Below are 12818 nucleotides of genomic sequence, written 5' to 3'. Positions count from 1 at the left end.
GGCCCAACAGGAGGAATTAGAGCTTGTCCCTGCCGACTTGACAGCATTATATCACGGGTATCTCAAAGCCTGCCGGTATTCTATTTTTGGGGCGTTTTCGCCCTACAAAACTTATTATACGAGGAGGTATAATGATGGACGGAATCGATATAAAGTTTCCGTTGTTTGTGGCCGTGTTGGTTATTGCCGTTGCTGCTGTCATTTCAACGATGCTACTCTATCGCAAAGCACACAATGTCAAGTTGAAGCTGAATGATATCTCAGAAACACTGGACGACATTGCACAAGGCAACAGTAATCGAAAAATACTGGCAAAACCCAGCGATATGACTTCTATGATCTGTTATAAAATGAATGATATTGTTCATGAGTTTCGCGAACAGGTCATTGAATTAAAAAAAGCGGAGAAAACCAACAGTCAATTGATGACAAGTCTTTCCCATGATGTGCGTACTCCGCTGACAACTCTGATTGGATATTTAGACGCGGCGCAGAAAGGCATTGTAGTCGGTGCGGAACGGGAAGAATATATAGAAACGGCCCGATTGAGGGCACATGATATGAAAGACTATGTAGATGTGTTGTTTGAATGGTTTAAACTGAACTCCAATGAAGAAACTTTTACTATTCGGGAGGTAGAGCTTGCAGAACTTACCAGAAACCTACTGAAAGACTGGATCCCAATTTTTGAGAACAACCGACTTGATTTCGATATAAAGATCCCGGAAAAACGCATCAAAGTCAATTTGGATACAGATGCCTATACCCGTATTATAAATAATCTAATTCAGAATGTAATCTCCCATAGTAGAGCAACCCACGTCAAAATTAAAGTTTCTCTCCTTGCTGCCAATGTAATGGTCGCTGTTGCAGACGATGGTAAGGGGATTTCCAAACAGGATTTGCCGCATGTTTTTGAGCGGCTTTATAAATGTGATACGGCACGCTCTCAAAAAGGGAGCGGCTTAGGGCTGTCCATTGTGCAGCAGCTTGTGGAAAAGATGGGCGGTTCGATTTCAGTTCAAAGCGAACCGTATCAACAAACAGAATTTATCGTGCAATTCCCGCTGGCTCATGAGAAAACCTGCTGAAAGGCAGGCTTTTTTACTTCTCTATAAGATTCAAGGTTCATTCAAGGTTCATTCAAGGTTTATGCAAGGTTGAGGGGATAACATTGGATTTATAAAAATGACAGGAGGGTTTTACATCTTGAGTGATTTTGTAATTGAAACTAATAATTTGACAAAGCAGTATGGGGAACAAAAAAGTGTTGCCAATTTAAGCATCCATGTAAAGAAAGGCAGAATTTACGGTCTGTTAGGACGCAACGGCGCAGGAAAAACTACAACTATGAAAATGCTGTTGGGGCTGACAAGTCCTACATCTGGCGAAGTGCGTATTTTCGGGAAAAGTATTTGTACGAATGAAAAGAAAGTTCTTTCCCGAATTGGCAACCTGATTGAATCACCGGGCTTTTATCCTAACCTCACAGGGACGGAAAATCTTAAGATTATGGCGAGACTCCGTGGAGTGCCCAACCCAAATGCCGTTAAGAACGCATTGGCTGTGGTGGGGCTGCCGTATATGGACAAAAAACTGTTCTCACAGTATTCGCTTGGTATGAAACAACGGCTTGGCATCGCAAATGCCATTTTGCATGATCCGGAGCTTCTAATTTTGGATGAACCCGTCAACGGACTTGACCCAATCGGTATTGTGGAAGTCCGTGATTTCATAAAACGGCTTAGCGCAGAACAGGGTAAAACGATTTTAATTTCCAGTCATATCCTATCAGAAATGGCTTTGTTAGCGGATGACATTGGCATCATCGATCACGGTGTTTTACTGGAAGAAGAGGGCTTGGAAGAACTAGAGAAGAAAAACAGCAGATATGTTCATTTCATTGTTACGGACACGTCCCAGGCCTCCCGGATTTTAGAGGCTGACTTTCATACTTCCAATTTTCATATTGATGACGACCGTAATTTGCGGCTTTATGATACAGAGATAGACGTAGCTGCTATTACACGTAAATGGATAGAAAGCGGTCTTAATGTTTCAGAAGCGCATACCCAAAACGATACCTTGGAAGATTACTTCAAACAGGTCACCGGAGGTGAGGGAATTGCTTGATTTAATCCTATGCGAATTTGCCAAAATCAAACGGCAGCGATTTATTCTGCTTTCTATATTGGCAGCCTGTCTCTTTCCTATCCCCCTGACCGTATTGGTAGCAAAAGACAGTCTGCATTTTGAACAGCTTTTTAAGCTGGTCGTTACGTTCGGAAATTTTCTCCTTTTGCCATGCGTACTGAGTGTAGCGGCATGCGTCCTGTTCTTTATGGAAAGGGACAGCGACATGCTGAAAAACCTGATGACCGTTCCGGTTCCCAAAACCAAACTTGCAGCAGCAAAGCTGGCTGTGCTTTTGATTGTTGCCGTATTATATTCCATGGCCGGCTTAGGAGCTACAATCATCGGGGGACTGGTTGTGGGCGCTGTGGAAGGAGTTGCTTTTAAGTTAGGACTAAGTGTCATTCTTGGCATTATGCTGTTTGTTTCAGTCCTTCCCGTGGTGATTCTTATTGTCTGTTTTAACAAAAGCTATATTTTCTCCATCATAATTGCATTCCTTTACTCTGTGCTCAATTTTGGCATAGCGCTGAATATGATGAGTTTTGCCCCTAACAGTATATTTATTAACATTTTGCCCGGCCCGGTTATTATGCGTTGGTGGTCGTCCTATTGGAGTGGACTTTCTCCGGAATACTTTGCAATAAGAAAACCATATATGTTATCCACACCTGTCTGTGCGGGCATATTGTTTTTAATAGCGGCAATATCAATGCCGCTTATTTCAATTTCATACAAAAAGCAGGAAGATTAGGAGGGAACTTACACAATGATTAATATTATTATCACGGAACTTCAAAAGCTCAAACGCTACAGTGTTCGTTGGATCGGCATTGTGGCGGTGGCATTTTCAGCACTTTTAGCAGCTTTTCAGCAAACCGGCGGTAATGGAACGCTTACGTATGAGAGTTATACGAACAGTGTCATATGGAACAACTTCAGTTTAGCTTTCCCGTTTATGATTGTTCTGATAGGAGGTTATATCATAAACCGTGAGTACGTTGACCATACGTTGAAAAATATGTTGACGGTACCTATTCCATTCCGTAAATTGCTGACGGGAAAAGTGATTGTGGTTGGTATTGTTACCGTTCTGTACGGCTTATTTAGCTTTCTATGTACATTTGTCCTGGGAATGCTATTCTGTCATGAAAACATGTTGCCGGCGCTTGTAGTAAAATCGCTCTTTCAACTCGTTGGGTTAGGACTTTGTTGTTATCTGGCCGTGTTACCAATTATTATATTTTTCAGCCGAAAACAAAACGGGTATCTTGCCGGGACTGGATTAGCGTTCGTTTACGGCTTTTGCGGCATTTTTATCGCAGGCAGAGCGTTGACGGATTACTACCCTATTACCGCTGGACTTGGAATTATTAAATTTACGGGAGATGGCTCGCACAACTTTAATCTTTCGGCGGAAATCGGTATTCTGCTTCTTATGACAGCTTTGTCAGTTGCTATGCTGCTTTGCACAAAAGGCTATAAAGATGGAGTTGCGACGTCCAAAAACAAGGGCAAAAAGCAAGCAGCATAAGCCTGCGGTGCCTGAACTGTTGTAATCCGAAATTTTTCCAAATTGAAACTCTTGCAGTCAAATGTAGCACTCAAAAGTCGTTCAATTGTATCAAACTTTAGTTTGTAAGGCGTTGTTGTAAATTAAAAGTTGCATAAAAAAGAGGAATTCTGTAAACTGGAACACATGAGACCATATGAATCAACCAATGAAGAATGGAACGGCAGAGTATCCCATACAAAGCGGAGAATTTTCATGAATCCAGCTATCTTTGTAACTTGAATGATAGATTCTATGGAAATATAATTGAAGGAAAGGCGGTGAAAGCATGGAACACTCTATTTTGGTTGTCGATGATGACAAGGAACTGTGCCGGTTGATAAAAAAGTGCGCCGAAAAAGAAAACGTATCAGCCGAACTTGCCCATTCGGGTATTGACGGCTTAAATATGGTCAAGCAAGGGAACCATCAACTGATTGTTCTGGACGTCATGCTGCCGGAAATGAGCGGCTTGGATGTTTTGTCTGAAATTCGGAAAAGCAGTACGGTCCCGGTTCTCATGCTGACCGCAAAAGGCGACGAAATTGACAAAGTAACGGGGCTGCGACTCGGAGCGGACGATTATTTGACAAAACCGTTCAGCATTCATGAACTGATGGCGCGGATTGATTCTCTGATACGGCGTTACACCGTATTCAATCAGCCTTTGCAGGAAGATACGATGAATCTTAAAAATATGGTCATCGACAAAAGCAACCGAACGGTCTGTGTGAATGGAGAACAGATTGACCTGACCGGCAAAGAGTTTGACTTGCTTCTTTTCCTTGCGACCAGCAAAGGCCGCGTCTTTACCAAAAAGCAGATTTATACACAGGTTTGGAACGGCGAATATGCTTATGATGACAACAACATCATGTCCTTTATTAGTAAGCTGCGTAAAAAAATCGAGCCTGACGCCGATCATCCTTTTTATATTCTGACCGTCCACGGCGTCGGCTATCGGTTCAACAAGGAGGCGTAGTCCATGAACTGGACATTGTTTTTTCTTGTTCTCTCCTGCACCTTTGGCTGCGCTGTCATCTTCCTTGTTACAAGGCTATGTCGTGTGCAGGAACAATTAAACATCATTGAAAACGCTCTAAAAGACATTCAAACCGGAAATCTGAACCGACGGATTCTCACAAGAAAGAACGATATGACGAAATCCATCTGCTACAGTATCAACGAAATTGCCGCAAACGATCAGGCACAGCTTATCCGGTTAAAGGAAGCGGAACAAGCATACAAACGCCTGATGACAGGTTTGTCCCACGACGTCAAAACCCCGTTGACCTCACTGGTTGGTTATCTGGAAGCCATTCAGGGAAAAGTGGTAATTGGGGAAGAAAAAGAAGAATATATCGGCGTGGCCTTGGATAAAGCCCATCACTTGAAGGACTTTGTGGAAGATTTATTCGAGTGGGTAAAACTGGACGCAAAGGAACAGAAATTTCAATTTGAGGACTGCGATTTAAACGAGCTTTCCCGAGATATTCTGGCCGACTGGATACCGGCGTTGGAAGACAGGAAAATCGGATATGAAATTTCGATTCCCGAAACGGAGTATATCCTCCGGCTTGACAGGAATGCTTATACCCGGATTCTCAATAACCTTCTTCAGAACACGCTGGTTCACAGCGAAGCAAGCAATGTGACCGTCAGCATTCTGGAAAATGACAAACAGGCGCTAATTATCGTTCAGGATAACGGAAAAGGGATTTCTCCAAAAGATCTGCCGCATATTTTTGAAAGGCTTTATCAGTGTGATGAATCCCGTACAGCGGGTGGCAATGGTCTTGGCCTGTCCATTGTAAAAGAACTTGTCATGATCCATGGCGGGAAAATAGAAGCGGATAGACCACCGGAAGGCGGCGCAAAATTCACAATAGTTTTTCCGAAAGCCCTGTGACGCGCAGGGCTTTCCTTCTACCTAAAACAAGAAAAGAACAAGGTTCCGGCAAGGTTTTGGCAAGGTTTCAGCGATATACTGGAAGACGGAAGGGAGACAAGCCATGGGAACGATAATCCAGACTGAATTACAAAAACTCAAGCGCAGAAGACGCAAAGGCAAAACAATTGAGGAGAGTGAGGTTTCATATGAACGATGCTGTTATTGAAACAAAGCAGATTACGAAAGTTTACGGCGAGCAGACGGCCGTCAACCGTGTTGACCTTCATGTCCGCAAGGGCCGTATCTACGGCCTTTTGGGTCGCAACGGCGCGGGCAAAACCACAATTATGAAAATGATTTTGGGCCTTGTGTCCATCACTTCCGGTGAAGCGGATCTATTTGGCAAGAACGTCAAGGGAAACGAGAAACAAATTTATCCCCGGATCGGGGCGATCATCGAAATGCCAGGATTTTATCCGAATCTTACGGGAACGGAGAATCTGGAGATATTTGCAAAGCTGCGCGGGACGACGAAGCCCCGTGCGGTACAAGAAGCCCTTGAAGTCGTAGGGTTGCCCTATCGGGATAAAAAGACTTTCAGCAAATATTCGCTCGGCATGAAACAGCGCCTCGGCATTGCAAATGCCATTCTGCATGATCCCGAATTGCTGATACTGGACGAACCTACAAACGGTCTTGATCCGATTGGCATAGCCGAAGTTCGAAGTTTTATCAAAGACCTGAGTGTGGAGCGTGGGAAGACGATTTTAATTTCCAGCCATATTCTCTCGGAAATTTCACTGCTTGCGGATGACATTGGAATCATCAACAACGGCGTTTTACTGGAAGAAAACAGCATGGCCGCACTAAAAAAGAAGAATGGGAAATACATTCTGCTTCAGGTTTCCGATACCGCCAAAGCTTCCTTAATATTGGAACGCAAATTTCATACCAAAAACTATTCGGTGCAGGACGCCCACACGCTGCATCTTTTTGATACTTTTCTTGATATGGCGGCAGTCAACAAAGCGCTGATGCTTGAAGACATTTCGGTGATCAGTTCCCAGCTCTGCAACGACACCCTGGAGGATTATTTCAAAAGAGTTACCGGAGGGGAAGGCATTGCTTAATTTAATTCAAACGGAATTTCTGAAACTCCGGCGGAAGAATTTCATCTTTCTTATGTTGATTTCCTCCCTGCTGATGCCACTGCTGGCGGTATTTTATTTTGGCGCGGCAAAAAAGGCCGATATCACTCCAATGCAGTTTTACAAGTGGTCGGCTTACTCTTATACGTCGTGGATCATTCTGCCGGTTGTGTTGGGAATTCTCGGAACAATGCTTCTATACGATGAAAATCAAAACGATATGCTCAAACAGCTATGGATTATTCCCATCAGCAAATTGGGGTATTTCCTGAGTAAATTCGTGATCGTATTTCTGTATTCCGTCCTCTTTATGATGATAACGGCGGTATGTTCCATTCTGGCAGGAATACTGCCCGGAACGATACCGTTAACCGCCGACAGTGTTTCTTATCTATTTCTGAAGTGCTTTGAAATCGGCGCGCTGGCCCCCTTTGCGATGCTTCCCGTCCTCGCGGTCGCTGCTTCACAGAAGGGGTATATCCTGCCGATATGCGTAACCTTGGTTTATACGTTTCTCGGTTTTATTCTGCTGATGGTGAATATGTACGTTCATCCGCTGTCGGGCATGACGGCTATTGTTATAAACGATATGCCCGACATCGTGATGAAACAGCCGATTGATCTAAAAAGTGCGTTTCTGTGCATTGGAATATGGAGCATTGCTTCGATCATCTGCGCGGATGTCACTCTTAGGAAAAGACAGTGAGGCGGACAATATGAAAACATTATTATGGGCGGAAAGGATGAAACTCCGCCGTTCAAAAATAATATGGATCGCTCTGTTTTCGGCGGTCATGGTATCCGTGATTGTGTATATGCAGGGCCAGTTTCTGTTTCAGGGCCATAGATACGTGGACGAACCCGGATGGTTCATGACTGCCGCGCAGTCACTGGGAAGCATATTCGTCCTGCCGGCAATCATCGCCCTCATGGGAAGCTATATGATTTGCCGGGAGGAACAGGGCGATACAATGAAATCTCTTCGATTGATTCCGGTCAAGCTCTCAAGACTTGTCGGCGCGAAACTGGTTCTAGCCGCGTTCATGAGCGTGCTGCTTTATGCGTTTTTGTTTATCATTACTTTTTCGACAGAAGCAGCTCTGCACTTTTCTCTGCTGAAATCGGCAGCTGTCTTGAATTTCCTGAAAATTTATCTTTTGCAGGGTATCTGCCTGTTTTTCGCCATATCACCGATTATTGCCATTGTTGCGGTCTTAAAAAAAGGATATTGGATTTCCCTGATATTTGCGGAGGTTTACTCTTTCGCAGGGCTGTTCGTCGGGATGCAGAACACGGCCCGCTTTATCTATCCCGTAACCGCTGCTTTTTGCGTGTCCGGCTATTATGAATCGACCTTGCCTCAGATGATAACAAGTATTTTGAGTCTGTTTATCTGCGCATGTTTGTCACTTTTGATACTTGACAGGTTAAACAGAAAATACAACAGCTAAATGCTATTTAGATGCGTACTTCCCGCCAAACAAAGCCTGCTTAGCAAAGTCAAGAGGGAAATCAATAAAATGCAGCAAGACTTTACAGGAGACTTTCTTTCAGACAAGAATGAATCAAGTCTGGAAGGAAGTCTTTTTTCATGAGCACAGTACCGAATATGTCATCAGCCGGAAATTCTGTCGTCGCCGAAGTTGGAATTGTCCTGGAACAATTTCCGTCGGCAGACCACCTTGCCTCTTGGTACCCGGCTGACCGAAATCCTCAAATCTCATTTGTTTGCTTGCATATTTCGAGAAAATGAAATATAATGATTGCAAATTCTCATGAGGTGATGGATCATGGATTATATGACGGTTAAGGAAGCAGGAGAAAAATGGGGAATCACGAGCCGGATGTAAATTATTACTGCACAGCCGGGCGGATTCTCGGCGCTATAAAAAAAGGAAATCTTTGGCTTGTTCCAATCAAAGCGGAAAAACCGATTGACTGCCGCACGCGGGGAGACAGGAAAAGTGACAACCTTCAAAAGTAGAGAACTAATCAACAGCTTTCGCTACGTGCTGATCACAATTGGAACAATTGCCTCCGCAACAGGGATCGGATGGCTATTCCGCTATGCCGGCTTTCCTGAAACAAACGTGGTGATTGTTTATCTTCTGTCGATCCTGTTAACCGCTCGATTGACTCGGGGATACGTTTATGGAATTGTTGCATCAGTCATTGCCACCTGCACATTCAACTATTTTTTTACCAAACCATACTACACGCTTTCCGTTAATGATCCAAGTTACTTAATCACTTTTGTAATTATGACAATAACTGCATTTATTACCAGCACCCTGACTTCCAAGGTGAAGAAAAATGCTCTGGAAGCACAGGAAAAAGAAGCTGAAACGAGCGCTTTGTTTCAGCTGACCAATCGGCTGACCGACGCCTCAGACGTATCCGATATCGCCAGCATTACTACGGATACGATCAGCAGCATTATGAACTGCCGCGCCGCCTGCCTTTGCTTTGACGAAAGAGGCCAACCCGAACAGAGCTTTGTTCAACAGCAGTGTGCGGGAAAACAGGTTCGGCGTAAGGTGGAGGACACCGCTGAACTAAAACACCGTATGGAAGGTTTGCGAACCGCTTATGATGTAGGCGATGAGTTTTATGATTGGCCGATTTACGGCAGAGAAGCCATCCTGGGCGTTCTGAGAATACCTGTAGAAATCGCCGTTTCCATGAGCGAGCCGCAGAAGCGCCTTTTGCGCTCTATGATTGAAAGCGCCGCGCTTGCCATGGATCGTTTCCGCAGTGCGTAGGAGCAACAGAAGTCAAGGGAAGAAACGGAGCAGGAGCGGTATCGCGGGAACCTTCTGCGCGCAATTTCTCATGATCTCCGCACTCCTCTTTCCGGCATTATGGGCACATCTGAAATGCTGATGGGTATGACCGAAAAAGAGGATGAACGCTACACTCTGGCTTTAGACATCTATAAGGATGCCGATTGGCTTCACTCCATGGTGGAAAACATCCTCAATTTGACACGCCTTCAGGATGGTAAGCTCATCCTGGATAAGCAACCGGAAGCGGTCGAGGAAGTAGTAGGAGTTGCGGTTGCGGCCTTTTCAAAGAGAGAACCGGAGCATGAGATCGTTGTGCGGATTCCCGACGAGGTGTTGCTTGTTCCGATGGATGCAAGGCTGATTGAGCAGACATTGGTCAACCTCATTGATAATGCCATAAAGCACACACCGCCAAATGGAGAGGTCGAGGTTTGCGTTCAAGAAGATAGAAATAAGGCATCTGCCGTTTTTACTGTCGCGGATCGTGGAACAGGAATTGCGGAGGAAGATCTGCCTCATATCTTTGAAATGTTTTACACGACTCGCACAAAAGGGGCCGACGCACTGCGCGGCGTCGGCCTGGGGCTTGCCATTTGCAAATCTGTCATATCGGCGCACGGGGGAATGATTACGGCCCATAACAGGCATGACGGACCGGGCGCGGAGTTTGTGTTTACGCTGCCTATGGAGGTGAAAAACAGTGTTGAACAGAAATGAACAGATTCTCGTTGTGGAGGATGACACGCAAATCCGGAATTTCATCTGCTATGCGCTGAAGCAGGAGGGCTTTTCCTATACAACGGCCGGTACAGCGCAGAACGCACTTTCTCAGCTTGTATCCGGACAGATTGATTTGATGCTGCTAGACCTCGGCTTACCGGATTTCGATGGCATGGAAGTAATCAAAAAAGTCCGCGAATGGTCCGAGATGCCGATTATCGTTGTTTCGGCTCGCGATCAGGATAAAGAGAAGGCCGCGGCATTGGACGGTGGAGCGGACGACTATCTGACAAAACCGTTTTCAGCCATGGAACTTATGGCCCGTATCCGCGTTGCGCTTCGCCATCTGCATAAAATTGAAAGCAGCAAAACGCAGTCAATTCTTTCTGTAGGAAAGCTGAAGATCGACTTTGACAAGCGATTGATTTATCTGGATGATGCGGAATTACATGTTACACCGATGGAATATGATCTTTTGGCCCTGTTTTTTAACAACATCGGGAAAGTACTGACGACAAAATATATTTTAAAGGAGATTTATGGCGTCGGATATGGTACGGATACGCAGGTGCTTCGGGCGCTGATGGCGGGGCTCAGGAGAAAAATTGAGAAAAATCCTGCCAGGCCACGGTATATATTAACTGAGATAGGCGTAGGTTATCGGCTCGTGGATGAGTAGATGGAATACAGCAGCCGCTTTGGGATATTCCCAAGGCGGCCTTTCTGTTTCTCACAGCTTTCTCACAGAAAACGGTATCCTCTCACACCCAAGTCACAGGATAAGCGCTAAGATAACACTGCAACGAAACCATGAGGCTTCAAAGGAGGCTTTGATTTATGAAAACATTTGAGGCAACTGCCCGAAGCAAGTCTAAAGTAGATACATACATTTCAAATTTTATGAAGCTGCACCCATTTGCCGCATTCCTCACGGTTTTTGTTGGAGGTCCGCTTTTCACTCTTCTGGCCGTCGCTGCGGCAGTGTATTTGATCGCGCTGCCGCTGGGATTCATTATGGGCTGGTTTTAATAAAAGAGAAGGAGGTCTTGGCTGCGATGAAGACTCAGGAACTAACAGAGCGCAAAAAAGAACTGACAGCGCTTTGTCATGCGGTCAAAGCATTTGCAGGTAATGGCGAGTTTCAAAAATGCAAAACGCTGATTTTCGGTGCTGCGGAAAAATATCCGAATGCTCCGGAGCCACACAATCTGCTTGGCATAGTGCTTGAAAAGCAGGGGGATCATCCTGCGGCAATGAAGCAGTTTCGCGCCGCCTGGGCGCTTGACCCCACATACCTGCCGGCAAGGCAAAACCTCGACAGCTTCGGGACCTTCTTCTCACATGGCAGTTATGCGTATGATGAAAGCGATTGTCCGGAGGAAATGCACGATCAGTATAGGATCCATTATGATGAACGTGGCATTGGCCATGTAGACAGGAGAGATTGCAAATGAAACCGTTTGGAAACACAGAGGTAAACAAGCGTTATACCGTCGTGATCGGCTGCGGCAGGCTGGGTGCAAATCTTGCGAATGCGCTCTCTGACGAAGACGGTAACGTCCTGATTATTGATAAAAACAAGGACGCATTCCGCAAACTGTCGCCTTCCTATGGAGGGCTTACAGTAGTCGGAGACGCCACGGATCTTGGAGTCTTACAGGAAGCCCAGATCAATAAAGCGGACGTTGTTGTTGCTGCAACAAATAATGACAACGCAAACATCATGGTAGCGCAAATAGCCCGTGAATTATTTCAGATTGATCGTGTGATAGCCAGACTTTATGATCCTGAACGAGAATGCGTTTATCGTGAGTTCGAGATCGATACAATCTGCCCTGCTATTTTGTCCGCCAAGGAAATTGATAAGATTTTAGCAAAAACAGATCTGTCTACGGCCAATTCTCAGGAGGGAGAAGCATGAAAACAAGAGTGTTGCTGATTGGAGGAAGAAACAAGGCAAAATCCCTGGCTTCTTCTCTAATCAATAAGGGATATCATGTAACGGTGATTAACGATACATATGAGGATTGTATGAAACTGGCTGAAGTTGAAAAGCTGACGGTCATCAACGGAGACGGCACAAGGCCGTTTGTTCTGGAAGACGCCAATGCAGGCGACGCTGATATTGCAATTGCGCTGACCTCGAAGGACGAGGATAATCTGGTCGTCTGTGAGCTTTGTAAAAAGAAATTCCATGTAAAGAAAACCGTTGCGCTTCTCACAGATCCGAAAAAGACAGATTTCTTTTACAAAATGGGGATTGACAGCGTCGTCTGCGCGATTTCCGCCATTACCGGTATTATTGAACAGCAGACTTTCATGGACAAAATCGCGACCCTGGTTCCCATCGGAGAAGGACGTGTCAGTATTGCCGAAGTACCCATTCCGGGTACTGCGCCGGCCGTGGGTAAAAAGCTATGGGAAATTAACCTCCCGAAACAGGTCGTTATCGGCTGTATCCTTCGGGGGGATATGACCATGGTGCCAAGAGGAGACACTCGCATTCTGGCAGGTGATATGCTCGTCCTGATTTCCTCAGACAAGCAGGAAATGGCGGCAATTCAGGAATTGACGGGACGGTGAAGAAG

At 45.2% G+C, this 12818-nt stretch carries 17 protein-coding genes; all 17 read left to right on the top strand.

Annotated features, from left to right (window positions below):
- Positions 1–131 precede the first annotated feature (131 nt).
- The 17 genes from CAFE_RS04480 to CAFE_RS04405 all read left to right on the top strand — a co-directional run bounded on the left by CAFE_RS04480 (position 132) and on the right by CAFE_RS04405 (position 12813).
- Entirely contained in the window at positions 132–1091 is a 960-nt protein-coding gene (locus CAFE_RS04480) for a sensor histidine kinase (protein ID WP_413814420.1), read from the top strand.
- A 118-nt stretch (positions 1092–1209) separates the two neighbouring features.
- Positions 1210–2133 carry an ABC transporter ATP-binding protein gene (locus tag CAFE_RS04475; RefSeq protein WP_156989921.1) on the top strand — a complete coding sequence of 308 codons (924 nt, stop codon included), beginning with the start codon at positions 1210–1212 and terminating at the stop codon, positions 2131–2133.
- The gene (locus tag CAFE_RS04470) at positions 2126–2887 is read left to right on the top strand and encodes an ABC transporter permease (RefSeq protein WP_066647341.1); all 762 of its coding nucleotides are present in this window, start codon (positions 2126–2128) and stop codon (positions 2885–2887) included. Before CAFE_RS04475 ends, CAFE_RS04470 begins: the two co-directional genes overlap by 8 nt.
- Positions 2888–2902: 15 nt before the next feature.
- The gene (locus tag CAFE_RS04465; RefSeq protein WP_156989920.1) at positions 2903–3667 is read left to right on the top strand and encodes an ABC transporter permease; all 765 of its coding nucleotides are present in this window, start codon (positions 2903–2905) and stop codon (positions 3665–3667) included.
- Between the two features lie 307 nt (positions 3668–3974).
- The gene (locus tag CAFE_RS04460; protein ID WP_066647343.1) at positions 3975–4667 is read left to right on the top strand and encodes a response regulator transcription factor; all 693 of its coding nucleotides are present in this window, start codon (positions 3975–3977) and stop codon (positions 4665–4667) included.
- Positions 4668–4670: 3 nt separating this feature from the next.
- Complete coding sequence (locus CAFE_RS04455) at positions 4671–5594, top strand: sensor histidine kinase (protein ID WP_156989919.1); 924 nt, start codon at positions 4671–4673, stop codon at positions 5592–5594.
- A gap of 188 nt (positions 5595–5782) precedes the next feature.
- Complete coding sequence (locus CAFE_RS04450) at positions 5783–6706, top strand: ABC transporter ATP-binding protein (protein ID WP_156989918.1); 924 nt, start codon at positions 5783–5785, stop codon at positions 6704–6706.
- On the top strand, positions 6699–7430 hold the full coding sequence (locus CAFE_RS04445; protein WP_156989917.1) for an ABC transporter permease: 732 nt from the start codon (positions 6699–6701) through the stop codon (positions 7428–7430). The genes CAFE_RS04450 and CAFE_RS04445 overlap by 8 nt, the downstream gene beginning before the upstream one ends.
- 10 nt (positions 7431–7440) lie before the next feature.
- Positions 7441–8175: an ABC transporter permease gene (locus tag CAFE_RS04440; protein WP_156989916.1), complete on the top strand. Its 735-nt coding sequence runs from the start codon at positions 7441–7443 to the stop codon at positions 8173–8175.
- A gap of 374 nt (positions 8176–8549) precedes the next feature.
- Positions 8550–8708, top strand: a complete 159-nt coding sequence (locus CAFE_RS04435) for a DNA-binding protein (protein ID WP_461949997.1) — start codon at positions 8550–8552, stop codon at positions 8706–8708.
- The gene (locus CAFE_RS19930) at positions 8689–9486 is read left to right on the top strand and encodes a DUF4118 domain-containing protein (protein ID WP_330593852.1); all 798 of its coding nucleotides are present in this window, start codon (positions 8689–8691) and stop codon (positions 9484–9486) included. Before CAFE_RS04435 ends, CAFE_RS19930 begins: the two co-directional genes overlap by 20 nt.
- A gap of 54 nt (positions 9487–9540) precedes the next feature.
- The gene (locus CAFE_RS19925; protein ID WP_267901509.1) at positions 9541–10227 is read left to right on the top strand and encodes a sensor histidine kinase; all 687 of its coding nucleotides are present in this window, start codon (positions 9541–9543) and stop codon (positions 10225–10227) included.
- Positions 10214–10909 carry a response regulator gene (locus CAFE_RS04425; protein WP_156989925.1) on the top strand — a complete coding sequence of 232 codons (696 nt, stop codon included), beginning with the start codon at positions 10214–10216 and terminating at the stop codon, positions 10907–10909. Before CAFE_RS19925 ends, CAFE_RS04425 begins: the two co-directional genes overlap by 14 nt.
- 158 nt (positions 10910–11067) lie before the next feature.
- A complete protein-coding gene (locus CAFE_RS04420; protein WP_066647369.1) occupies positions 11068–11259 on the top strand; it encodes a hypothetical protein in 192 nt (63 codons plus the stop codon).
- A gap of 26 nt (positions 11260–11285) precedes the next feature.
- Positions 11286–11684 carry a tetratricopeptide repeat protein gene (locus CAFE_RS04415; protein ID WP_156989915.1) on the top strand — a complete coding sequence of 133 codons (399 nt, stop codon included), beginning with the start codon at positions 11286–11288 and terminating at the stop codon, positions 11682–11684.
- Positions 11681–12151, top strand: coding sequence for a potassium channel family protein (locus tag CAFE_RS04410; protein ID WP_156989914.1), 471 nt, complete (start codon positions 11681–11683; stop codon positions 12149–12151). The genes CAFE_RS04415 and CAFE_RS04410 overlap by 4 nt, the downstream gene beginning before the upstream one ends.
- Positions 12148–12813, top strand: a complete 666-nt coding sequence (locus CAFE_RS04405; protein ID WP_156989913.1) for a potassium channel family protein — start codon at positions 12148–12150, stop codon at positions 12811–12813. The genes CAFE_RS04410 and CAFE_RS04405 overlap by 4 nt, the downstream gene beginning before the upstream one ends.
- The last annotated feature ends 5 nt before the right edge of the window (positions 12814–12818 follow it).

This window comes from Caproicibacter fermentans, from assembly GCF_009746625.1.
GTDB classification, from domain to species: domain Bacteria; phylum Bacillota; class Clostridia; order Oscillospirales; family Acutalibacteraceae; genus Caproicibacter; species Caproicibacter fermentans.
The sequence above is the reverse complement of the archived record's forward strand: the minus strand, read 5'-3'. Positions and strand labels throughout refer to the sequence as shown.

Excerpts from the sequence above, each read along its gene's own strand:
- CAFE_RS04450 (WP_156989918.1), top strand. The coding sequence starts at position 5,783 with ATGAACGATGCTGTTATTGAAACAAAGCAGATTACGAAAGTTTACGGC.
- CAFE_RS04410 (WP_156989914.1), top strand. The coding sequence starts at position 11,681 with ATGAAACCGTTTGGAAACACAGAGGTAAACAAGCGTTATACCGTCGTG.
- CAFE_RS04420 (WP_066647369.1), top strand. The coding sequence starts at position 11,068 with ATGAAAACATTTGAGGCAACTGCCCGAAGCAAGTCTAAAGTAGATACA.
- CAFE_RS04460 (WP_066647343.1), top strand. The coding sequence starts at position 3,975 with ATGGAACACTCTATTTTGGTTGTCGATGATGACAAGGAACTGTGCCGG.
- CAFE_RS04480 (WP_413814420.1), top strand. The coding sequence starts at position 132 with ATGATGGACGGAATCGATATAAAGTTTCCGTTGTTTGTGGCCGTGTTG.
- CAFE_RS04465 (WP_156989920.1), top strand. The coding sequence starts at position 2,903 with ATGATTAATATTATTATCACGGAACTTCAAAAGCTCAAACGCTACAGT.
- CAFE_RS04435 (WP_461949997.1), top strand. The coding sequence starts at position 8,550 with ATGGGGAATCACGAGCCGGATGTAAATTATTACTGCACAGCCGGGCGG.
- CAFE_RS04455 (WP_156989919.1), top strand. The coding sequence starts at position 4,671 with ATGAACTGGACATTGTTTTTTCTTGTTCTCTCCTGCACCTTTGGCTGC.
- CAFE_RS04440 (WP_156989916.1), top strand. The coding sequence starts at position 7,441 with ATGAAAACATTATTATGGGCGGAAAGGATGAAACTCCGCCGTTCAAAA.
- CAFE_RS04405 (WP_156989913.1), top strand. The coding sequence starts at position 12,148 with ATGAAAACAAGAGTGTTGCTGATTGGAGGAAGAAACAAGGCAAAATCC.
- CAFE_RS04415 (WP_156989915.1), top strand. The coding sequence starts at position 11,286 with ATGAAGACTCAGGAACTAACAGAGCGCAAAAAAGAACTGACAGCGCTT.